The 24,377-nt window shown below is 74.8% G+C and carries 2 protein-coding genes (1 of these 2 cut by a window edge); both read left to right on the forward strand.

Going from position 1 to position 24,377, the window contains the following annotated elements:
* Complete coding sequence (locus DXK32_RS13280) at positions 1-264, forward strand: hypothetical protein (protein ID WP_247877126.1); 264 nt, start codon at positions 1-3, stop codon at positions 262-264.
* Positions 261-24,377: the 5' portion of an AAA family ATPase gene (locus DXK32_RS13285; RefSeq protein ID WP_114858942.1), read on the forward strand. The gene runs 3,003 nt beyond the window's last position; the window shows 24,117 of its 27,120 coding nt (coding positions 1-24,117); the start codon lies at positions 261-263; its stop codon lies beyond the right edge, outside the window. The genes DXK32_RS13280 and DXK32_RS13285 overlap by 4 nt, the downstream gene beginning before the upstream one ends.

Genomic DNA, 24,377 nt, shown 5'->3' on the forward strand with positions numbered 1-24,377 from the left:
ATGCACGCTTCCGGGGGTTCCCGTCGCAAGCCGGTGCCCGTCGATCCGCTCCTCCACCGTCTGCGCCGTCTCGGCCTGCCCGAGGACGCCCTCGAGGCGGCGGCCGACGCTTACGCCGACAGCCTCGCCGCCGCCCTGGCCGCCGGGGCCGATCCCGCTGCGGCGCTGGAGCGCGCCGCCTTCGAAGCCGCCGGACCGACGCCCGGCGATGCCCCCCATTCCGACGACCCCACGAACGCCTTCGCGGCGGGAGAAGACCGATGAGCGACGTTTCGATGACCGTTTCCGGCGACTCGGAGGACACCACGTTCGCGCTTCGCCGCCCGCCGCACCGCACGCCGGCGGAGGATTACGCGCTGTCCATGACGTCGGAATCTTCGGCCTGGGCGCGCTGCGAGGATGCCCGGCGCGCCGTGTGGCGGGCGGCGAAGCGGGGCCGCGGGAAGGCGGTCGAGGCCGCGCTCGCCGTCCTCGCGGAGGGCGGCCTTCCCAAGGCGCGCCGCCGCGCCCAGAGGGTGCTGGCGCGCGCCGGCGTGCCCCACGACGCCGTCGCCGCCTTCGATGACGCCGCGCACCTCTACCGGGCGGCGAGCGTCGAGGCGACGCACGCCGTGGCCCGTCTCGGCGATCTCGGCGTCCGCGTGCCCGAGGAGGCGGCGCGCGACATCGCCGCCTTCCGCCGGCAACTGCTGCAGGCGGCGCGACGCCTCAACCCGACCATCGGCGTCACGGCGGTCCAGGAGCTGTGGGGAGAAGGCGCCGCCCTGGTGGCCAGCGGTGCGGCGAGCGACGGCCGCATCCGCGTGGCCGGCATGTTCGAGCGCGCGAAGGGGCTGGCGTCCATCTCCATGGACGTTGCCCGGTTCGACCCGCTCGACACCGTCTACCACGAGGGCTGGCACAGCCTGGAGGCGCTGCTCAGCGAGAAGGACCAGCAGGTGCTGGCCGAGGAGTTCCCGGGCACCGAGCAGCTGTCGCACCGCGAACGGGTCGCCTACGCCTTCGGCGCCTGGGCGGCGCGGCGCGACCGCAGCGGCCCGCGTGCCCAGCGGGTGTTCGAGCGGGTCGGACGCTTCTGCGGGCGGCTGGCCAACTGGCTGGACTCCCGCGGCTTCCAGACGGCCGAAGACCTGTTCGAGCGGGCCTACGAGGGCGATTACGGGCGCCGGGCCGCCAAGCTCGCCCGGCGCGACCCGAAGGCCTTGCGGACCCAGCGGCCGCTGATCGGCGACGCCACCGACCCCCGCCAGTACAGCCTCGGCGCGGGGCCTTGGCAGCCCCCCGACCGCTTCGGCTCCGACGACCTGCATTGGCGGGCCGCCGAGGCCCGTCTGGCGGCGGCGGCGGCCGACGGCGACCGCCTCGTCGCCGCCGCCGCGCTCGACGCCGCCCGCCGCCAGGCGGCCGACCCGCTGTGCCGCGACACGCTGGTGCACATGGCCCCCTCGGCGCTGCTCGCCCTCACCGCGGCCCCGCGGCCGGGCCTGGATAATCCGCCGCCGGACCTCGAGCGCCTGCGCGGCGAGATCGCCGACGGCGGCGCCGAAGCGCTTCCCGAACTGACCCTGCGCATGCCCGATGCGGAAGCCCGCGCTCAGGGCTTCTCCGCCGCCCCCGGGCGCTTCAGCCGGCCCGGGGACGCCCCGGCGGGCACCGCCGAGGTCATCGGGTGCCGTGCCATCGGCATCGTCCACCTCGCCCGCGAGATGGGGATCGAGCGCGTGCCGGTCCGCCTCCACCTGCGCGACGACGCCGTGCCGTGGCCGCTCGAGCCGCGCTGGGGGATCATGCCTTGGCGTCCGGCCGCCCTGGCTGGGATGGAGCATCCGGGCGGACGCGCGCGCGTCGCCATGCCGGACACGCCCGCTTGGCCGGCCGAAATGGTGGTCGCGCAGAACCCGCGCACCGAGCTGGTCCCATCCCCGCCTTTGCGGCTCCGCTCGCGGCTCCAGTTCAGCGCCGGCACCGGGGCGGAGGCCGTCCCGTCCGGGGGCGTGCTGTCGGTCGCCCCGGCGGCGCCGCGCAACCACGTCATCGCCGACCCCGCCCGGCTCGGCACCCGCAGCCCCAAGCACCGCGCCGCCGACAACATCGCCGCCATCGAGACGCTGCTTCTCGTCGAGGCCGACGGGCGGCTGCCGACCGACGACGAGCGCCGGCTTCTCGCCGCCTATTCGGGGTTCGGCGGCGTGCCCCAGGTCTTCGAACCGTGGCGGGCCGCCGAGCAGGGCTGGCAGCCCTACGCCGACGCGCTGCAGGCGCTGCTCGACCCGGACGAATACGCGGCGCTCCGCGAAAGCGTGAAGAACGCCCACTACACCGACGGCCGCGTCGCCGCGGCCATGTGGGACGCGCTCGCGGCCGCCGGCGTCACGGCCAGCCCGGATCACCCGGTGCGGGTGCTCGAGCCGGGCTGCGGTCCCGGCTGGTTCATCGGCCTGATGCCGGAGGCCCTGCGCGACGCCGCCGTCACCGGGATCGAGCTCGACAGCGTCAGCGGCCGCATCGCCCGCCTGCTCTATCCCGGCGCCGACATCCGGCTGGAGAACTTCGCCCGGACCGCGATTCCCGACGACTGGTTCGACCTGGCCGTCGGCAACGTCCCCTTCGGAAAGTACCACCTGTTCGACGCGCGCTACGCCGATCTGAAGCCCACCGTCCACAACCATTTTCTGTTGAAGAGCGTGGATCTGCTGCGGCCCGGCGGCGTCGCGGCGCTGATCACCAGCACCTTCACGCTCGACGCCGCCGACACGGGCGTCCGCGAGGCCCTGCGCGACAAGGCGGAGCTGGTCACCGCCGTGCGGCTGCCGGCCAACTGGGCCGGGCAATCCGCCGGCACCGAGGTCGCCGCGGATCTGCTGGTCCTGCGCAAGCGCGCCGAACCGCTGTCGTCCCTGCGCGCCGCCGAGCGCGACGCGGTGATCGCCGCCGAGCCGGACTGGATCGCGGTCCAGACCGTGCGCGACCCGCTCGGCGGCCCGGAGATGAAGGTGAACCGCTGGTTCGCCGACCATCCCGACCGGGTGATCGGACGCCTGGAGCGCTCGGGCACCAACCACGCCGGCGAGCATCCCGACGTCACCGCCCGCCTTCCGCGGTTGAAGCCGTCCAACGTGCCGGAGCGCGCCGCGGCCGAGTTGCGGGACCGTCTCGCGGCACTCCCCACCGACCTGTGGAAGCCCGTGGAGCGCTCTCCGGTCCAGGCCGTGGAGACGGCGCCGGCGACCGCCCGCCAAGGCTCCTACCTGCTCGACTCCGCGGGCGCGCTGCGCGTCGTCGTCGACGGCGCCCTCGCCGTTCCGGCGATCGGCGATCGCCCCTTCACCGCCGCCGAGGAGCGGCTCGTCCGCGACGGGCTGGCGGTCCGCGACGCGCTGCGCCGCGTGTTCGCCGCTCAGCGGGAGGGCCGCCCGCAGGGCGAACGCGACGCCGGGCGCGCCGCGCTGCGCGAAGCCTACGAGGCGTTCGTCGCCGCGCACGGCGCCATGCGCGGCCGCCGGGCGGTCCGCCTGCTGGCGGCCGACCCCGACGGGCCGATGCTGTTCGCCCTCGAGCAGGTGGCTCCGGACGGCGCCATCCACCGGGCGGACGTGTTCGAGCGCGACGTGCTGGCCGCCGTGACGCCGCCCGACCGCGCGGCCACGCTGGACGACGCCCTGGCCATCGTCCTCAACGAGTCCGGAGCGATCGACAGCGCCCGCATGGCCGCTCTGCTCGGCACCGCGCCGGCGGAGGTCGAGAGTCGCCTGGTCGACACCGGTCTGGCCTTCGAGGACCCGGCGACCCGCCGGCTGGTGACGCGGGACGACTACCTGACCGGCGACGTGCGGTCCCGCCTTGAGGTGGCGCGTCTCGCCGCCCAGACGGAGGAGCGCTTCGCCCGCAACGTCCAGGCGCTGGAGGCGGTGCAGCCCGACCCCATCCCCTTCTACCAGATCGCCGCCCGCCTCGGGGCGCCCTGGGTGGCCCCCGCCCACATTCGCCGCTTCGCCGCCGAGCTTTTCCAGATCCCGCCGGAGGCGGTCGAGGTCGGCTACTCGCCGGTGGACGGGCGCTGGGAGTTCCGCGTCACCGGCGGCCACCGGACGGCGCCCGGCGTCGCCACCACCTGGGCGACCGACCGCGCCGACGGCGCCGAGCTGATGCTGGCGGCCCTCTCGGGGCGGCCGCCGGTGATCAAGGACAAGACGAAGGACGGCGGACACGTCATCAACGCCGAGGAGACCCTGGCCGCGCGGATGAAGGTGCGCGAGATCCAAGGGGCGTTCCGCGACTGGATCTGGCGCGACCCCGAGCGGCGCGCCGAGCTGGCCGGCGTCTACAACGAACGCTTCAACCGGTCGGTCGCGCGGGTCTACGACGGCGGCCATCTGACCTTTCCGACCATGGCGCCGGAATGGGCCGCCCGGGCGCGCGCCATCCAGAAGAACGGCGTCTGGCGCGCCCTGCAGGGCTCCACGCTGCTCGGCTGGGAGGCCGGTGCCGGCAAGACCTTCGCCCTGGTGGCGGCCTGCGTCGAGGGCAAGCGCATGGGGCTGCACCGCAAGCCCCTGCTCGCCGTGCAGGCCACCACGCTCTACGGGCCGGACAGCGTCGTCGAGACGGCCCGCGCGATGTATCCCGCGGCCAAGATCCTCGCCTGGCCGGACAAGCAGACCGTGACGCCCGAGGAGCGCCGCCGCTTCTGGGGGCGCGTCGCCACCGGCGACTGGGATCTCGTGGTGGTCCCCCACGACCCCTTCGACATGATCCCGCTCTCCCCGGCCCTGGAGGAACGCTTCCTCCATGAGGAGAAGGCGGCGTACCGCGAGGCTCTGCACGGGCTCGACCCGGACGAGTCGGAGCGCACCGTCAAGCACATGGAAACGCGCATCGCCGAGATCGAGGCGCGCATCGAAGGCCTGCTGAAGGAGGGGCGCCGCGACGACGCGGTGTATTTCGACGATCTCGGCGTGGACCACATCGCGGTCGACGAGGCCCACCGCTACAAGAACCTCTACGTGCCGACCTCGCTGGGCGAGATCCGCGGCCTGCCCTCGCAGGCCAGCCAGCGGGCCGCCCGGATGTTCGCGCGCTGCCGCTGGCTCCAGGACCATGGCAACCGGGTTCTCCTCGGCACCGGCACGCCGCTGAGCAACAGCGTGGCGGAGCTGTACACGCTGCAGCGGTTCCTCCAGTACGAGGATCTGGCGCGGGCCGGCATCGAGCATTTCGACGCCTGGGCCCACACCTTCGCCGACATCGACACCACGCTCGAGATCGATGTGGTCGGCCGCCTGCGCCCGGTGACCCGCCTGGCCGGCTACGACAACCTCCTTGAGCTGCGCCGCCTGTCCGACCGGGTGATGGACGTCGTCTTCGTTGAGGACATCCCCGGCGTGAAGCGGCCGCGCAAGATGGTGCAGGTGGTCTCGGCCCCGCCGAGCCAGGCGCAGCGCGACTTCATCGCCCGCCTGGGCACGCGCGCGGCGAACCTGAAGTCCGCCGATCCGCGCGACGACAACATGCTGAAGATCGCCACCGAGGGCCGGCTCGCCGCGCTCGACATGCGGCTGGTCGATCCCGCAGGACGCGAGTTCGCCCAGTCGAAGATCCACCAGGCCGCCGACAACGTCGCCCGCATCGCGCGCGACAACCCGGGAACCACCCAGCTCGCCTTCTTCGACGTCGGCATCCACCCGACGAAGACCAGCGGCGATTTCACGCTCCGCCAGCTCTTCAAGGACCTGCTGGTCGAGGCGGGCGTGCCCGCCGAAGACATCGCCGACTTCTGGGAGGCCGAAGGGCGCGAGCGCGAACGGCTGAAGGACGCGCTGAAGCGCGGCACGATGCGCGTCGGCATCGGCAGCAGCGAACGCTTGGGCACAGGCGTGAACGTCCAGGACCGCCTCATCGCCGTCCACCAGCTCGACTGCCCCTGGCTGCCGGCCCACGTCAACCAGCGCGACCGCAGGGCCGAGCGCCAGGGCAACCCCCTGCCCGAGGTCCACAGCCTGCGCTACGTGACCGAGGGAACCTTCGACGCCTTCGGCTGGCAGCTCCAGGCGGCCAAGGACCGCTTCATCCGCGAGTTCCTGCGCGGCACGCTGGGGCTGCGGTCGATGCGCGACGAGGACCCGGCGGAGCTGTCGCCCGCCCACATCATGGCCATCGCCACCGGCAACCCGCTGCTGCTGAGGCGCGCCCAGCTCGAGGCGGAGATCGTCGAGGCAGAGGCTGCGCGGCGGGCCGTCGAGCGTGAGCGCGACCGGTTCGACCGCGAGATCGCCCGCCTCGGCCGCACCGTCGCCGACCTCGACGCCCGTCTGCCCGGCGCCCGCGACGCCGCCGAGACGGCGCGCGGGGTGCTCGACGGCCGGCTGCCCATCATCGTCGACGGCGCCGAGCCGGCCGACCGCCGCGCGCTCGGCGAGGCGCTCACCGCCCTGCTCAAGGCGGAGGCCGACCGGCAGCAGGCGTTCCGCGCCGACGTCTCCGTGCCTCCGGCGGGCGAACGCACCGTCGGCACCGCCGGCCCCTGGCCGATCCTGCTCCCCGCCGATCCGGAGCTGCGTCACCGCCAGACCCCGCTGATGGTGCTGGCGACGCCGGACGGGGCCACGGACATCCGTTTGAATCTCCGCACGCCCCTGGGGGCCGCGGGGTCGCTCGAAGCCGCCTTGCGCGGCGTCGTGGAGAGGGCGGAAGGGCTGGAGCGGATGCGGGCGGCGGCGGCGGCCGAGATCGCGCAGTTGCGCGCCGTTCCGTTGCGCAGTCTCGGCGACGCATCGGCCATCGAAGCCATGAAGGCCGAGCTGCGCAAGATCGAACAGATCCTCCAGCTCCCCGATCCCGACCCGCAGCGCGTCGACGCGATCCTGGCCAACCGCATGCTGGATCACGCCGAGGCCGCGCGCCGGCTCGACCTCGCCCTGGTCGGGGCGGAAAACGACCCGGCCACCCGGCGGGAAGCCGCCGCCTGGGCCGCCGCGGTCCGCCGCCTCGACCCGGAGCAGGTCCGGCCCGCGCCGGTGCTGCTGCCGGTCGGCCATGCCCTGCCGCAGCCCGTGCCCGACGGCGCCGAAGCGGGATCGGACGCGGATGTCCCGACGATGGTCCCGCCGGAACCGGCCGGCGCCGAAGGGCCGTACCCCTCCCCCGACCAAGCGGTTGCCGGCCAGCTGCTCGGTCTCGCCCGCGTCGGCCACCGCGCCGACGTCCCGGTGGACGCCGTCGCCGCCGAGATCGACCGTCGCGGCGATGGCTGGGCGGACGCGCTGGGCTGGCCCACCGGCCGCGGCGCGCTTTACCGCGACCGCCTGTCCGGGGAGGAATCCGCGCTCGGCGAGATCCTCGGCGGCGGGGACGCCTGGTCGCGGGTCGCCCTGCGCTGGGAGCCCGCCGTCGGGCCGAACACCGTTCGGCGCGGCTGGCTCGCGGAACGGATCGTCAACGGAGCGCTGTCCGGCCTGCCGGACGCCGACCGGCGCCGCGACTGGGCCACGGCGGTCAAGGAGTTCGAAGCCCGCTTCGGTCCGGTCGACGACGTCCTCGGCGCCGTCGCCGAGCGGGTTCCGGCGGCGGTGTGGAAGACCGCCACCGGGCGCGCGGCGCCCGAAGCGGTGACGCCGGCCGCCGGCGCGGCGGTGGCCTTCAAGGCCGGCGACCGCGTTCCGGACGATGGCGCCCCGCTCAACGACCCGGCCCCGTCCGACGCGTGGCGCGCCGGGACGGTGCGCATCCTGATCGGCTTCCCGCACCAGGTGGACAGCCGCACCCTGTCCGGCGAGGTGCGCGGCAGCTTCGCCGTGCATGAAACCTGGGCTCCTGAGGAGGACCCCCGGCCCGAAACCCCGTCCTGGTCGGTCTCGCACCTGCCGTCCGGCCTGCGGGCCAACCTTCCGCTGCCGACCGTCGAGGCCGCCCGGGCCTGGGCGGACGGCCTGATGGCGCTGCCCTACCGATGGGAGGATGTCCGCGACACGCTCCCCGCCGATGAACGCCTCGACGACGGGCGTCCGATCCGGGAGGTCGCCGGTGTGCTTCATCGCGCGCTGTCCGATGCCCGGACGGTGGAGGACATCGCCGAGGCCCTCCGCCGGTCGGCGGCCGCGACCGCGGCGGCCGGACGCCGTTACGAGGCGCCGGTGGCGGGCACGGCCGCCGCACGCCGCCTCGGCCTGTTCGGCGGCGAGATGGTCGAGCGCGCCCGCGCACCGCGCCGGGGACAGCAGCAGGAGCTGACCGCCGCGGCACCGCCGCCCGCCGTCTACAAGGTCGGCGACGCCGATCCGGAGCGGCCCGACCCGCTCAACGAGTCCGGCCCCGCCGACCGTTGGGAACGCCGGACGATCCGCGTGCCCCTGCAGCGTGTCGAGGCTCCCGCCGAGGTCGCCGCGGAGGTCTGTGGCAGCTTCGGCGTGCATCGGATGATCGTCGGCGAGGGTGAGGAACCGGTGCGCCGGTGGACGGTGACCCATCTGCCGACCGGTTACGCGGCCGGTCCGGTCGATCGGTGGGAAACCCGCCAGGAAGCCCGGGATTGGGCAACCGTCCTCAACGCCCTGGCCTACGACTGGAGCGCCGTCCGCTCCCGCCATCTGGCCGCGGAGATCTTGCCGGACGGGCGCGGCCTGCACGACGTGATGCGTCGTCTGTCCCGGCGGCTTTCCGAGCGCGGCCCCGGCGGGCCGTCCATCGCCGCCGTCATCGAGGAGGAGACCGCCTTGTCCCGGGCCGCCGCCGCCCTTCGCGGGCGTGAGGCGGAGATCGCCGGGCTCGCGGCGGACGCCGCCGCCCGGACGGACGGCGGCACCCCCGGCGTGGCCGTCGTCGACGTCGCCCCTGGCATGGTGGCGGTCGCCGGCGACCGCGACGCGGCGGCCGCGCTGAGCGACGCCGAGCGCTTCGCCGTGGCGATGCCCGGCGGCGGCGAGGTTCTGCTGGTGCGGAACCGCCTCGACCGCGTCGCCGCCGAGCTCCGGGCATCCGTCCGGGGTGTCCTGACCAAGGGCGTCGACGCGGACGCTGTGTGGTCGCCGGCGCCCGAGCGTGCCTGGACCGGCCGGTTCGGCGCCTCGCCGATCCGCGTCCGCTTCACCCCCGCGTCGGAAAACCGCGGCTACCCGCTGTTCCGCGTCGAAGCGGCCGATTCCTCCAGCCCCTTCCCGCTCCATGAGCGCGACCGCTCGGTGATCCTCTCCGGCGACTATGGCGAACGGGTGTCCGATCCCCGCGCACGCTTCGCGGCGCTCGCCGGGGCGCGCGCCATGCTGGTCGCTGGACTGCAGGAACGCTACGCGGCGCGATTGGAGGCCGGGCAGACCTCGGTCGCCGCCGGCCATGTCCCGCATGTCATCGATTCCGGCCTGAACCAGGGGCCGGGGGCCACGCGGGCGTCCTTCCTGCACCACGCCGCCGCGGCCCTGAGCGCCGCCGAGCCCGCCGACCCGCGGATCGCCCTGCTGGAGCGGATGGCGGCCGAGCCCGTCCTGACCGCGCCGCGGACGGCGTTCCTGGAACCGGACCGCGATCCGGTCTCCGGCGCCGACCGGTCGGAGCCGGCCCGCCGCCGGGCCTTGGCCGAGCTGGCCTTCCAGGACGCCCTCCTGGCCGGCGATGCCGACGCCGCGCGCACCCTGGCCGCCGCGCTGTCCGGGCCGGGCCGCGAGGGAGACGGCACCGGCGCGGCTGGCGTCGCCCGGGCTCTCGCGCTGCGCCTCGCCGAGGCCGGCGACGGTGTCCGCGCCGAACTCGTGACCACGACCGACGCCGCGCGCGCCGGAGCCGTCGGCTACGCCGTGCCGTCCGAGGCCGCCCCGCCGCGCCGCCTCGGTTTGTTCGGCGGCGAACCCCTTCCCCGCAACCGCGCGCCCCTCCCTTCCACCGGCGCCGCGAACGAGGTGACCCCCATGCAGAACGACGACGCCCAGTTCTCCGCCGGTCCCGACGCGGCCGGCGACCGCTTCGCCATCGATCTGGCCGGCCGGCTGCTGGCTGCGGGGCTGACCCCGGAGACCATCGCCGAAGGGCCGCTCACCCGGACCTACGGCGCCCCCGACGATCCGGAGGCGAGCGTGGAGGTGACCATCGGCATGGCCGACCGCACCGGCCGGAAGGTGCCGCGCGGCAAGATCGGCGTGGCGATGCCCGTGCGGGACGGCGTCAAGCCCTGGCGCCGGGAATACCCTCTGGCCGGTGGGCCGGAAGGCATTCTGCCGGCCGCCGCCGCGGCCCGTCTCGCCGACGGTCCGGCAAGCAGCGCCGCGCTCGCCCGCGCCGCGGCCGCCGGCGATCGCACCGCCGATGAGGCGGTGACTCTGCGCCTGGCGCGCGCGGCGCGCGCGCTCGTGGCCGGCCACATCGACACCGCGGGGTCCGACGCGGCCACCGCGGAGGCGGTCGCCGAGCTCGCCGGCCGGACCGTCGTCGCGCAGGGGCGGATCTCCGGAATGGCGGGAAACCGTCCCGATCCCGACCTGTGGGTGTCGGTCAACGGCCGCCACCCCGATCGGCCGCGCAAGGTGACGAAGGGCTGGGTCGGCGCGACGCTCCCGGCGCAGAGCCTCGCCGACGGCACCACGGTTCCCGCCCGCCACTACGACGCGACGATCGCCGATGTGGCCCGGGACGCCGCGCGCGACCGTGCCGCCGTCGCGTTCGGCGCCGATCCGGCCACCCCCCTCCCCGATCCGCTCCGCCTCACCGGAGTGCCCGCGGCGCTGATGGCCCACGCCCGCGGCACCTTCCGCGCCGGGTCGCCCCGGCAGACCGACGCCGCCAACGCGACGCTCGACCGCGACGGGCGCCGCGCCGCCGTCGAGGCCCGCTTGACCGGGAATCCGGCCCGTCTCGACCCGCGGGAGCTGGACTCCCGGGCTTGGTTGGACGACGGCGCCACGGCGGCGGAAAAGACCTACGCGCGGCACCTCGCGCGGGAAATCGGCGCCTGGGCGGCCGCCCGGCAGGCGGCGGCGCTGCACCGCCATCCCGGCGACCTGGGTTGGCCTACCGTTGCGTCCTGGCTTGCCCTGCCCGGGACCGGTTTGGGCGGACCGGCGTGGGACACCCTGCGGGAAGCGGACGATCAGCGAGCCGTGCACGCCACGCTCGCGGCGGCGCGCAAGCGTGAGCGCCGGTCCCGCCATCCTCGCCCGACGGACATGACGCTGACGGCCTGGGCCGCCTTCCGCGGCCTGCCCGAGGACGCCGTGCGTTCCGAATGGACCCGCGCCCGTGACCGCGCCGCGACGGCGGCCGGGCCGATCGCGTCCGACGCATTCATTGACGGGAATCCCGAGAACCGGAACACCGACGAAACCACGAAGAACCAAACCACAACCAACGAAATCACTACGAATGACGAAGCGGCGGCGCCGCGCCTGCTCGTCATCACCCAATGCGGCGCCGCCAAGGCGACGGATTCGCCCGACCGGCTGCTGCCGGCCGATTTCCGCTCCGGCGAGGACCATCTGGCGGCCCGGACGGCCGCCCTGTTTGAGCAGGCCATGCCGGCGGAGCGCATGTACGCCGGGCGGCATCACCAGGCGCTGATGGCGGGCGTCGACGCGTTGCGCGCGGCCGGGGCCACGGTCGACGTCCACATCCTGTCCGCCGGCTACGGCCTCCTGCCGGGCGCCCGCCCGATCGTTCCCTACGACGTCGCGCTGCGCGACATGACCCCGCCGGAGCGCACGGCCTGGGCGGTCCGCACCGGAGCGCCGATGCGAGTCAAAGCGCTGCTGAGCGGCGGTGGGTACGACTCCGCCATCATCGCGCTCGGCGCCGATTATCTGGACGCTCTCGACCTGTCGCACCGCGACGCGGCCTGGGCGCAGCCAACCCTGGTCCTGACCAGCCTGGCGAAGGCGCGGGATCTGCACGACCGTGTGCCGGAGCAGGCCCGCCTGTCGCCGGTCGGCGCCGCCGAGGCTCGGGCGTTCAAAGCCCCGCTGACCAGCCTCAAGGGGGTGATCGCCGGGCGCCTGCTCGCCTCCATCGCGGAGGACGTCCGCAACGGCCGCGCCGTTTCCCACGACCTCGGTCTGGTCAAGAGCGGGGCGGCGGACACCGTCTTCGAGGCGGTCCCCTCCGCATCCGCCGCGCTGCCCCGCCTGACCGACGCTCCGCCGACGGACGGCGTGCCGTTGCCGCTCGGCAGCGCGCCCATCACCTGGGAACACGATGTGGACAGCGGGGCCATGCTCGCCGAAACGCAGGGCCTCTCCATCGAGGTGCAGCCCGCCGACGGCGGGTGGATCGCCGTCCGCAACGGTGTCCCGGTCGCGTCGGGCGAGCCCGCGGTGCTTCAGGCCCACGCCGAGGCGCAGTTCTCGCTCGGGCGGTTCGACGCCTTGAGCGCCTGGGTCGAGCCACTGGAGGACCGGCTGGCGCGGTTCGCGGAGAGCGCCGGCTGGATGACCAACGGGGTCGAGATCGGCCCCGACCCCCTCACCGGCTACGCTCCCGACAAGGCGAGCCGCTTCAACGTGACGGTCCGCGACGGCGTTCCGATTTCCGGGGACGGGGACGGGGAGGACTCGCGTGCATTGCCCCGCTACACCGTCGTGGAGACGGTTATCGACGACCTCGGCTACCTCCGGGATCACGTCGTTCTCGAAACCACCAGCCTCGTCCGCGCCGTCGGCGTCGTGCAGGCCCTGACCGGAAGCGCCTTCGCGCAGTACGGGTTCCATCCCGACCCGATGGTCCTCGCCCGTCAGGACGGCGAGCGCCACGCCCGCGAGATGCTGCTCGCCAACAGCATCGACGGCCCCCAGTACAGCCTGTCCTCGGACCCGACGATTCAGGGATGGGTGCGCCCGCTCGGCGACCGGCTCGCCGCCTTCGTCGACGAGGCCGGATGGACCGACGCCGGCCGGCAACGCAACTACGGAGCGGGCCGTCACTTCGCGCCCCCAGACTGCGCGGACCTGGCCATCTCCACGGACGCCGGCGATCCGCTGCCCGGCGACCCGGCGCCGATGCGCGAGAGCAGGCTGCTGCCCCGCTACACCGTGACGCGCTTCGTCGCCGACCCGGACGGCGACCTCGGCGTCACCGTTCTGCACACCACCGACTTGGGGCGCGCGGTCGGCGCGCTTCGCGGCATGCAGGGCACCCCGAAGGCCCTGGCCGCGGCCGTGACCGAGGTTCCGATGGCCTCGGCGATCGACGGCCCGCAATTCAGCGTCGGGGACATCGACCTCGGCCCCCTGGAGCGGATGCTGCACGACGTCGCGACCGCCTCCGCGCCGTTCGGCGTCGCCCCGCCGGCGACGCTCACCGCCCATGACCCGCGCGTCGTCCGCAGCGCCTACACGAACGGGCTGATCGTCAACGACGGCGCGCGCCATGCCGGAGCAGGGGCCGGCGTCCGCCTGACGCCCGCCGGCCGGGAGCGGCTCGCCGCCGTCCTCCACCAGCCCCAGTTCGCCGTGGCGCCGCAACGGCCGATGCCCTGGCAAAACCAGCCGCCGGCAGCCTCGGCGGCGCCGGCCGCCCCACCCTCGCCTTGGGCGCCCCCGCCGAACGTCTTCCCGACCACGCCGGCCGTGCCGCGGCCCGACGCGGCCGCCGAACGCGATGCTGCCGCAAAAAGTGGCGCTGGAAAGGAGGGCCGGACCTTCGCCGGTGCCGGCGACACCGGGCCGCGGCCCATCGACCCGTCGGCCATCGCCGAGCGCATCGCCGACGTGCGCGGCTCCGACGCGCTGCGGTCGGAGCTGCTGGAGGTCGTCGACTTTCTGCGCGACCCCGGCCGCTACACCGCGCTCGGCGCCAAGCCGCCGAAGGGCATCCTGCTGGTCGGCCCCCCCGGCGTCGGCAAGACCCTGTCCGCCCGCGCCCTGGCCGGCGAAGCGCAGGTGCCGTTCTTCGCCGTCACCGCGACCGACCTGATGAGCAGCTACATCAGCGAAAGCGCGAAGAACATCAAGCGCCTCTACGAGACCGTCGGCCACAAGGCCGGCGAGCACGGGGCGGCGATCCTCTTCATCGACGAGATCGACGCGCTGGGCAACCGCGAGACCGCGGAGGGGCCGAACGCCCAGACGGTGACCGAGCGGGTGAACGCTCTGCTCGACGCCATGGACGGCTTCGACGCGGCGCCGGGCGTCCTCACGCTCGCCGCCACCAACCGCGAGCACGACATCGATCCGGCCATCCGCCGGGCCGGGCGCTTCGACCGCACGGTCCGCCTGGAACTGCCCACCATGGACGACCGCCGGGACATTCTGGCCGGTCACACCGCCCGCATCGCCGGCCACGACATCGATGTGGTCCGGCTGGCCGAGGCGACCGCCGGGGCCTCCGGCGCCGACCTCGACGTGCTGGTCAACGAGGCCGCCCTCGCCGCCGCCCGCCGGCAGGCCCGCGTGGTGACCATGGACGACTTCGCCACCGCGCTCGCCCGCCAGGGGTTCGGCGCCGCCACGGCGCTGCCCGACCGGGCCGCCACGCTGGAGCGCATCGCCGTCCTGGCGTCCGGCGGCGCCGAGGACCGGCAGGCGGCGACGCAGCTCGCCCTGAAGGCGGTGCTGGAATGGGGCCACGCCCCGTCGGTCGCGCCGGCCGCCTGGCCGGTCGGGCGCTTCGCCTCCCTGTCGCCGGACAGCAAGCGCGAGGCCGAGCAGGCCGCCCGGGCGCTCGTCGACGAAGCGGTCCGCGCCGCGGCCGATGCGGCCGCAACGCCGGAAGGCTTCCTGAACCGCGCGGTGACCTGGGCGCGCCTGCGCCTGAGCAAGGCAAGCGCCGGCTTCCGCGACGCTCACCTGTCGCCGGCGCCGCAGTTCAGCGTCGGCGACGGCACGGCGCGCATCGACCTCGACACGCTGCTCGGCGATGGTGATGACGGCCGGTCGCGGATCGTTCAACTCCTCCCCGGGGAAGCCCAGCGCCTGTCCGGTCTGGAGCCGCTGACCCCGGAGCAGCTGCAGGCCGCACATGAGTCCGTCCGCCGCAGCGTCAGCGCTCCCCCGGAACCGTCCGCCAGCCTCATCGACGGCGGCGCCGCCTTGCGCCGCAGCTTCGAGCGACGCCTCGACCTCGTGGCGGAAAGCACGGGCTTTTCCGACCGGGAGGTGCTCGCCGACACGCTGTCGATGGGCTACGACGCGATGCGCAACGGCGTCTATTTCGGCCCGAGCGACGCCTGGCGGCGGTCGGAAGAGCGCTACCTGAAGACGCTGGGCCGCTACCGACGGCCCGAGGACCGCATCGCCGTCGCGCAGATGGTCGCCGAAACCCTCGCCGGGGTCCAGGCGACGGGACGGGACTTCCTCACCCCCATCCTGGCGGAACGCGGCGTGGCGCAAGAAGCGCTCACGCCGCCGCCGGTGGCGGAGTTCATGGCCCGGATGATGTTTCCGGATGCCGAAACCGTGCAGAGGATCATCGACGACAAGGGCTACGTCGCCGTCGCCGACCCGTCGGCCGGCGCCGGTGCCGGCGCGCTCGCCGTTGCCGAACGGCTGCGCGAGCTGGGCATCGACGCCCATCAGCACCTTTACGTCGACGCCACGGTCGAGGACCCCACCCTCTACCACGCAACCTACCTGCAGATGGCGGGCGCCGGCGTCCCGGCCACGGTGACGCACGGCAACGCACTGACCGGGGAGGTCCGCGAGCGGGCGATGACCGCGGTCACCACACGGGTCCCCGGCCTTTTCCGCCTGTCGCCCGAGGCGCCGGAGGTCCTGCGCGCCCAGGCGCAGGCGCGCTTCGCCCGCAACCTCGGACTGGTGATCGGAGCCGGGCAGGACCGGGACGTTGCCTCCCGCGCTCAACCCCAGGCGGCCGAAGCCGAGGCGCGGCGTGCGGACGGCAGGGTCCGCCGGCAATACAGCCTGGGAGGACCCGCGCACCTCGACCGGATGATCCTGTCCGCGGCGGAAGACGGAATGGCCGACCTCTCCGCCTACGTCACCCCGGCGCCGCTGAAGGCCGTCTCCGAACTGGCGCCGCCCGGCGTCATCGAGGAGGGCGCCAAGCTCGCCGAGCGGCTGATCGGCGAGGCGGCGCGGGACGGTGTCCTGCCCTTCGGGCTCGCGCTCGGCGATCCGCGCCAGCACAGCGGCGTGGCCGCCGCCTACCGGGCCGCCCACGCCATCGCGTCGGAGCCCGACAACGCCGCCAACCCGCGCCGCGCCGCCCGCGCGTTGCGGCAGCTTCCCTCCTTCTACGCCGGCGACGCCGGTTGCCTCGCCCGCGACCTCGACGCCCTGGCCGCCGGCCTCCCGCACGGCGAGCAGGACCGGGGGCGCCTCCTCCTCCACCAGCTCGCCGTGGCGACGGAGGCGCTGCACGCGTCCCCGGAACTGGTCCATCTCCAGTCCTTCGGCCTCAATGCCCCGGAGCCCGACAGCCTCGACGACGCGCTCCGCCACCCCTACCGACCCGGCCTCAGCCACGCCCTCCAGCTCATCGCCCATCCCGAGGTGGAGACGGCGATGCACGCCCCGATCGCGCTCGGCGCCCTCAACCGCGCGGGCGATCCCCAGGCGATGGTGCGGCAGCGCTGGGAGCTGGGCCGAGCCCTCGTCGCCCATGACCTGCTGACGGAACGCGTGACGGCGATGCGCGACGGCATTCTGGGCGCCGGCGGAAACACCGCGTCGGTGGACGCCGACCTCGCCGACCTGCGCGCCGGCCGGACTAAGGGGGTGATCGACCGTGCGGTCGAACGCGCCCGGCGGGAGGAGGCCGACCTGGAGCGGCATCGGGATCTCATGCAGGTCATGGAGGCCGAGGGCATCGACGCCGCCATGCGGGTTCTCGATGCGGACGAGGGGCGCCGGGCGGCCCGAACCCGCGTTCAATACAGCCTCGGAACCGCCGACACCGGCACCGACGCCGGCGAGCCGCCGACCATGGCCCGCCTGATCCTGCTGGCCAACATGGGCATGGACCGCGCCGCCGTCGCCGACCTGATCGCGCTCGCCTCGCCGGAACACGGCCCGCTTCACCCCGCCCACCGGGCCTGGCTCACCGGCCCGATCGCCGTCCATGATTGCGGCTGGACCAACGCGGAGCTGAAGTCCCCGGACGCGACGGCTCTCAAGGCGATGATCACCGCCGAGCGGATCGAGCGGATCATGGCCGAGCGCGCCGCCGGCGGCGAACCGGGGCCGGCGGCCACGCCGGCGGAAATCGCCCTGGCCATGCGCCCGGCCATCGTCGCCGGCGCCCGCTCGAAGGAGGCCTACGAACTCTACGCCTGGGCGGTGATCAGCGCCGCCGCCGGCGACGCACAGCGCCGGGCGCTTCTGACCGACGGTCGGCCCTTGCCCGTCGACGCCGTGTCGGGCCTGTGGTCGGCGATCGGCGGCGACCGCATCACCGACGCGGAGGTCCAGGACCCGGCGACGCCGCTCGGCACGCTGTGGCGCCACATCGCCCAGCGGGTCCGCTCGGCGAGCCTTGACCGCGGCGCGGCCGAACCCGTCGACGCGGAGAGCCGGCCGGCGCCGGCCGAGGCCGCAGCGGCGTCGCGCCGGCCTTACACCGTCCCGGCCGCGGGACAGCCCATCGTCCGCCTGAACCTGTTCGAGGCCCCCATGTCCGAACGGCAGCGCTCACGGTCGCGGTCCCGTGACGCCGCCCGCACTCAGTTCGCCCTCGGTGCTGACGGCGCCGACCCCCAGCCCCTTCCTGAAGCCGGTCTGCTGGACCGGGCGATGCCGACGCTGCGCGCGATCGGCCTCGTGTCGATGCTCGTGCAGGCGGGGAAGCTGGTCCATGACGGTGCCGTGCTGGCCAGCCCCTACATCGACGCGGGCATCGACGCCGCCGCCGCGATGGCCCACGAGGCGGCCGTCGCGCTCCGCACCGCGATGGAACGGTCCGACCGTTCGCCCGAGGAGCTGGCCGCCGACCTTCACGCGGTTCTCGGCAATCTGCTGCCCGGGACCGGCGCCGATGATCTGCGCCTGTTCGCCCGCACCTTCCTGAACGTCGCCGATCTGCCGTTGGCGGACCGGCTGCGCGAGGGACTGGCCAGCATCGACTGGGCGCGCGGGACCTCCCACGCCGCCGACTTCGACCGCTTGGCCGCCGAAGCCGGCGGCATCCTGCGCGACGGGTTCGACGCCGTGGCCGCCACCGTTCCAAGCGTCGACCTCGACGGCGCCATGACCGCCGGCTCCGAGCTTGTCCACGGAGCCCGGTCGACCGGCGCCGACCTTCTCGATGCCATCGCCGGTGGAATCCGGCCATCGCCGGCGGACTACACCGCAGCCGACCTCCGCGGTCTCCACCATTGGCTCTCCGGCGACCCGGTCGGACAGGCCGCGAATTCCATCGTTGATGTCTCCCTCCAGGCCCGCCAGACCCTGTCCGACGCCCTGGGCGCCGCGGCGGACGCCCTGCGTCCCGGCCTGCTGGAACAGCTGGGCGCCAAGGCCGACGGCCTGATGCGCGAGGGAGAGACCCTGCTGCAGGGGGCGCGGGCGCGGCTGGAGGCGGGGGCCGCCGGGGAGACGGCGAGCGGTCTGTTCGCCCGCCTCGCCGCGTTCGGCCATGACCTTGCCGATTTCGGCCGTCAGGCCGTCGAGCGGGGCACCGACCTGCTCCAGCAGGCCGGTATCGATCCGGCGTCGCTGGCCGACACGGCCGGCCGCATCGCCCAGACCGTGCAGTTCTCCACCGGCCGGCCGGCGTCCCATGAGTCCGTGCCCTTCGGCGGCGACGTCCAAAGGATGGCCGCGGAAGCGGCGCTGATCGCCAACCACGCGCATCTGCTGGACGCCTGGGCCGCGGCGGTCGACGCCGCCGAGCGGGGGCGCCCGGATCTGGCCGGCGATCTCGCGGTCCACGGGCTGTCCGCCGCGGAGATGCTGCTGCGTGCCGCCGGCGAGCCGGGATGGCTCTCGGACACCCGCGGCCGCCTCGACGCGCAACCGGCGGCCCGCCGGGCGCGGGCGGCGGAGCACGTCGCCACCCTGGTCGGACCGTTGCTGCCGCAGCTCGACCCCGCCTCGGCCGCGGCGCTGTCGGGTCCGGCGGGGGTGGGCGCGACGCTGTGGCTCGCCGAGGGCGGGGAAGACGTTCCGCGCGACGGCACGACCGAGCGCCCTCAGTTCAGCATCGGCGACGCGCTCGCCCAATGGACCGGCCGTCTGCCCTTCGCATCGCCCGCTTGGCTTGCCGAAAGCGCGCCCTGGCGTCTGACCCGCGACGAGTTCGTCCAGGAAGCCGGCCGGCGCACCGCCGAGTTCGGTGCCGAGGCGGCCATCGGTGATCTCGCCGCCTTCGCCGACGCTCCCAGGGGCGGCGTGCTCTACGCCGCCGACGGCCGGCTGTCCGTCGGCCTTGATCCGGCCGACCCCGCCCGCGCGGCCGCCCAGATCCATCTCCACGCCGTCGCCGCCCGCCGGGACGCCGGAGGCGCCGTGCCCGCCGCTGTGCTCGCCTCGCTCGGCGCGGATCTCGATCTGCTCCGGAGCGCCCGGCGTGAATTGGCCCTGACGCCGTCGGCGACGGCGGCGCAGGTCGCCGAGTTGGTCGCCCCGCCCGAGCCCGTCCAGTATCGCGTCGCCCCGCCGCGCCTGGCGCTCGGCGCGGCGGAGGCCGCCGCCCTCGACGGCGTGGCCGAGATGGCGGTGGGCCGGGGCGCGCGCGTCCTTCGGCGGCGCGACCCGGACCGCACGGAAAGCGGTGAGCGGCTTCCCAGCGCCGAGCTGCTGCTCGAGCTTCCGGACGGCGCCGCCCTCAAGGCCCTTCTCGACCGCGTCCAGGAGGACCGGCGTTTCGATTGGATCGCCCCCTCCCTGACCATCGACGGCGCCGCCGTGTCGGCACGGGCCGCCTCGACGCCGATGCGCGCCGAGGGCCGCCGCCCATGGCTGGCCCGGATCGAGGGGATGCGTCCCGACGGTTCGCCGCAGCGCCGGTTCGTCGCGCGGGAGCCGGTGACGCCGGACCGCGCCCGCTTCGCGCTCGGCGAGGACGGCGTCTACGAATACCGGCATTTCGGGCGGTCGGGCCGGGAATCCGGCTTCCTGCTGATCGACGGCGGGCTGGCGCTGCCGGTGTCCCGCGAGGAGGCGCTGCGCGCCGTCCCCGCCGTGGCTCCCGAACCGGCGGCGCGCGGCGCGGCGCAGTTCTCGCTGGGATCTCCCGGCGGTGCGGTGGAGCGCGTGCGCACCGGCGCGCTCGCCGGCGCGGAAGCCCGGCAGGCCTATCAGGACGCCTGGCAGCAGCACGCCGAAGCCCTGGCCGCCCTGCCCGCCGACCCCGACTACGCCCTGTACGCCGAGGCCTGCGACATCGTCGCCGGCCACATGTGGAACCGCGGCTTCCAGCGCGGCGACGTCGGCATCGCGACGAGCTACGGCAACATGCGCCTGCCCGGCTTCGTCAAGCCCGGCCTCGGCATCGCCGTCATCCCCTACTGCAGCCTGACCGTTCCGCCGGAGGGCATCACCGGCATGGCCACGGTGGCGCCGGTGGAAGGGCTGCCACCCTTCGGCCCCGAGGACATGACCTGGGGCCTCGTCCACGAGTCCAAGGGATCGGCGATCAGCCTGCGGTCGGGCAGCCTGTCGGGCGACTTCCGCCTGCCCGAGTCCGCGGCGCGGGCGGCGGACGCCATCGCCGGCGTCACCGACTGGCTGCGGCTGGACGCCGACGGCTCCTTTAGCAACGACGCCCTGATGCGCCACCGCATCATGAAGGAGGTGCGCCCGCATTTGGAAGCGGCGGAGACGGAGGACGCCTCCGCCTGGCGCGAGCGCGTGTCTCCGAACGATCCGGCGTTCACCGGATCGGCGCTCGATGCGCTTCATGCCCGCGGCTTTGATACCGCCGACACCTGGTGGGTGGGCGTTTCCGACGGCGAACGGCCGGAGATCGACCTGCACCGGCGCCCCGTCTTCCTTCACGACAACAAGGAGGACGCCGCCGAGCAGAGTCAGGAGGACGTCGCCCCGGTCTATGTCCGCCAGACACGCCCCTTCGCCGATCTCACCGATTGGTCCCGCATACGGCGCGAGCCGGAGGTTCGGGCCGTCCTGCGCGAGTGGTTCGAGCACAACGGCCCGATCGTCGCCGGCGCCATCGCCTCTCGTCATCTGGAGGACAACGACTTCGACGACCTGTTCGAGCGTCTGCCGGGCGAGGACCGGCAGACGCTCGAGGCGACCTGGGGTCCGTTCGGGGAACTGACGGACGATCAGAAAGAGGAAGCGCTGTACAACGCCTACGCCCACGGCTTCGAGTTCGACCAGTGGCTGCACATGGTCGCCGAAGGCGAGTGGGTGGACATGCACCACGAATATTCCGGCGACGCGGTCGACAGCGTCGTCGGATCGTTCGAGGCGGCCGGCTTCGGCGGCGTCATCTACACCGACTGCTACTGGCGCGACAACCCGACCATGCTGGCGGTGTTCGACCCGGGCAATCTCGCCTTCGCGCCGGACCAGCTTCCGGAGACCATGGAGCAGGCGCTGTACGGCGCCCAGGAGGCGGCGGAGCGCGAGCAGGCGTGGTTCGCCGCCCGCTCGCAGGCCGAGGTGGCCGAGCTGACCGCCCGGCGCGACGCCGAGATCGCCGCCTTCAACGTCACCGAGCTGCGCCGCCAGGGCTTCGACGTCGCCCGCCCGCTGTGGGTCGCCGTGCCCAACCCCGACCTGCCCGAGCTGCGCGACCTCGCCGACGCCGACCGGCGCATCACCCTCTACACCGAGCGCGCCGACTGCTTGGCCTTCGCGCCGGGCGCCGCCGACGGGCTGACCGCACCGGTCGCCGTCTACCTCGACGCCGGTCGCCGGGCCGATCTCACCGCCGCCGAATGGCCGCAGGATCTTCGCGAGGCCGTCTCGGTCTGGCTCGACGCCCGGCCGATGTCGCCGAACCCGTCGAACCACCCGACCAACGGCGACCTGCTGCGCGCGCGGGGCGTCGCGGACCTCCAGGCCCTGGTGACCGCCGCCCGCGACGGGTCCTGGCACCGCATCCCCGACGGCCGCGACCTCGCCGACCGCTTCCTGGACGGCCTGCAGCACGCCGGCTTCGACAGCGTCGTCATGCACGACCGTCCCGAGGCGGGCACCGTCGTGGTGCGCTTCGCCCAGGACAACGCGGCCAAGGCGCTGCGCGTCGCCTGGGACCGGCCGGACGGCGTCGGGCCCCACCGGCGCAGTTTCGGACGGGATGCGGAGGGCCAGGCCCTCGCCACCGACGCCAACGGCACGCTGTCGCTCGGCCTCGCCAAGCGCGCCCACGAGGCGGGCGTCGACCTCGGACTGGCCGCCCTCGCCGGGACGGAGCCGCGGCGCGGCCTCGGCTTCCGCGGCGAGGTCGCCGACGCCGTCACGCCCCAGCTCGACGATCGTCTGGGCATCCGCCTGGAGCAGCCGGACGTTCCGCCGCTGAACAGCCCTCTCGACCGTGCAGAGGAGGTGGTGGCCGGCGTGCAACGTTGGCTCGGCGGGGACGCCGTCATCTTCTGGCAGATCCCGTCGGCGGGCTTCGTCGCTCCCGGAGCGGCGCCGGCGACGATCCTGCGGGCCTTCGACGACGACGCGCGGCGGGCGCACGACGCTGTGCCGTCGCTGCCCGGCTTCTCCGAAATGGAGCAGAACGGCAGTTCCTTCGCGGAAATGACCTTGGAGCTGAAGGAGGCTCTCGCCGCCGCCCGTTCGTTGACGGCGGCCGGCGTTCCGGTCGTCGTCGCCACGCTGGAGGAGAACGCCACCGACATCCAGCTGCGCGGTTGGGACCGCGTCGGCACCGGCGCGGTGCATGTTCTGTACGCCTCGATGACCGCCGATGAGCTGTTCGGTCCGGAGGCCGGAACGCCGGCCGCCGCGCCGTCCGCGGCGTCGCCGCGCCCCGTCGCCGACCGCTACCGGGCGGTCGCCATGGGCGCGCGGCGCGGCGAGATGCCCGCCCTGGCCGAAGCCGGCGGCTACGTCATCGCCGGGACCAACGCCGAACGCGCCGCCGCCGCCTCGCCGCTGCTGGCCGAGCGGCTGGTCGGAACCGGCGTTTCGGCGACGGTGGCCTTCGCGGCGGAGGAAGGCCCCGCCGTCGCCCGCGACCTCGCCGCCGCGCAGACCCGTCTCGCTCTCGCCGAGACCCCGGACCGCCGGCAATGGCGCTTCGTCGCCGTGGACGGCGCGGCGCCGCCGGCCGGCCGGGCAGCCGACCAGGCGGTGGAAAGCCGTCCTGTGCCGGCGGCGCCCGCCTCCGCTGCGGCGCCCGGCTCCAGGGCTCCCGCCGCGCCGCAGGCCGCCCCGCAGGTATCCGCCCGGCAGGCCGCCCCCCAGCCGGCCGCCGACCTGGAGGTGGACGGCGAGCAGATCGTGCTCTACGGCCGTCTGGCCGAACGGGCCGCCGACGCCGTGGACTGGCTGCGCCCCCGCCTCGGCGAAGGCCCGAGCGGGCGCGGCGAGACCTGGTTCACGCGGGCCGACGCCGCGTCGGTGGCCGGCGCCGTGCCGGACGTCGCGGCGGCGTTGCGGCAGCATGGCTTTCTCGCCGCCGATCCCGCCCAGACGTCCCTCCCGCTGGACCCGCCGCAGCCCGCGCGCCCGGTCGAGCGGAACCACGCCGCCGCAGCGGCGACGCCCCTCGATTGGCCGGCCGGAACCCATCCGGAGATTCGCCGCCTGCTCGACGATCTCCTGCTCGTGGAGACCGATCTGCGCGGACGGCCGCGCGACGCCGCGCTGCGCGATCTGGCGCCGCTGGTCCAGCAGGGGCCGGACGCCGTCAGCCGCCGGCACGAGGCGGCCGCGGTCGACCTGGCCGCAGGCCTCCGGCACGCCGGGGCCCCGTGGAACGATGTCGCCGACGAGCACGGTCTGCTGGCCGTCGCCGACCTTGCCAGCATCGCCCGCGGCCATGGCGGCGCCTCGGTGCTGTCGGCCCACACCCTGGCCACCGCGCGGAGCCGGCTCGCCGGCGATCTCGGGGCCGCCCTCCAGGCCGTCGGGGAACCGGCGGCGTCCGTGGCCCGGATGACCGGGGTGACGCCGCGGGTCGACCGGCTCATCGCCCTTCAGGCCATGCCGCCCACCCCGGAGCGGCTGGAGGCGCTTCAGCGCCGTTCCGATCCGCTGGTCCGGACGCCGGAGAGCGGCGCGGCCGCTGCCCGCCCGGTCACGGCCGCGGCGCCCGCACGCCCGCCCGCCCCGGCGGCGTCCGGTCCGGCGCCGGTCGTCATTACGCCGGGCGCGCCCTCCGCGGCGCGCAGCCCCGCCGCGGCCCCGCCGGCGCCAGCCGTCGTCCGTCCCGACCGCGGACCGGTCCGGCCGCCCCCAACCCCGCCACAGACGGACGCGCACATGATCCGGGAAGAAGTCCAGTCGCTGCTCGCGCGCATCAACACGACCCCCGGAGACGCCGAGGTCGCCCGCACCGAGACCCGTCAGGCGGGCATGCTCAACGAACAT

It is taken from the genome of Azospirillum brasilense (assembly GCF_003349955.1).
GTDB lineage: Bacteria > Pseudomonadota > Alphaproteobacteria > Azospirillales > Azospirillaceae > Azospirillum > Azospirillum brasilense_B.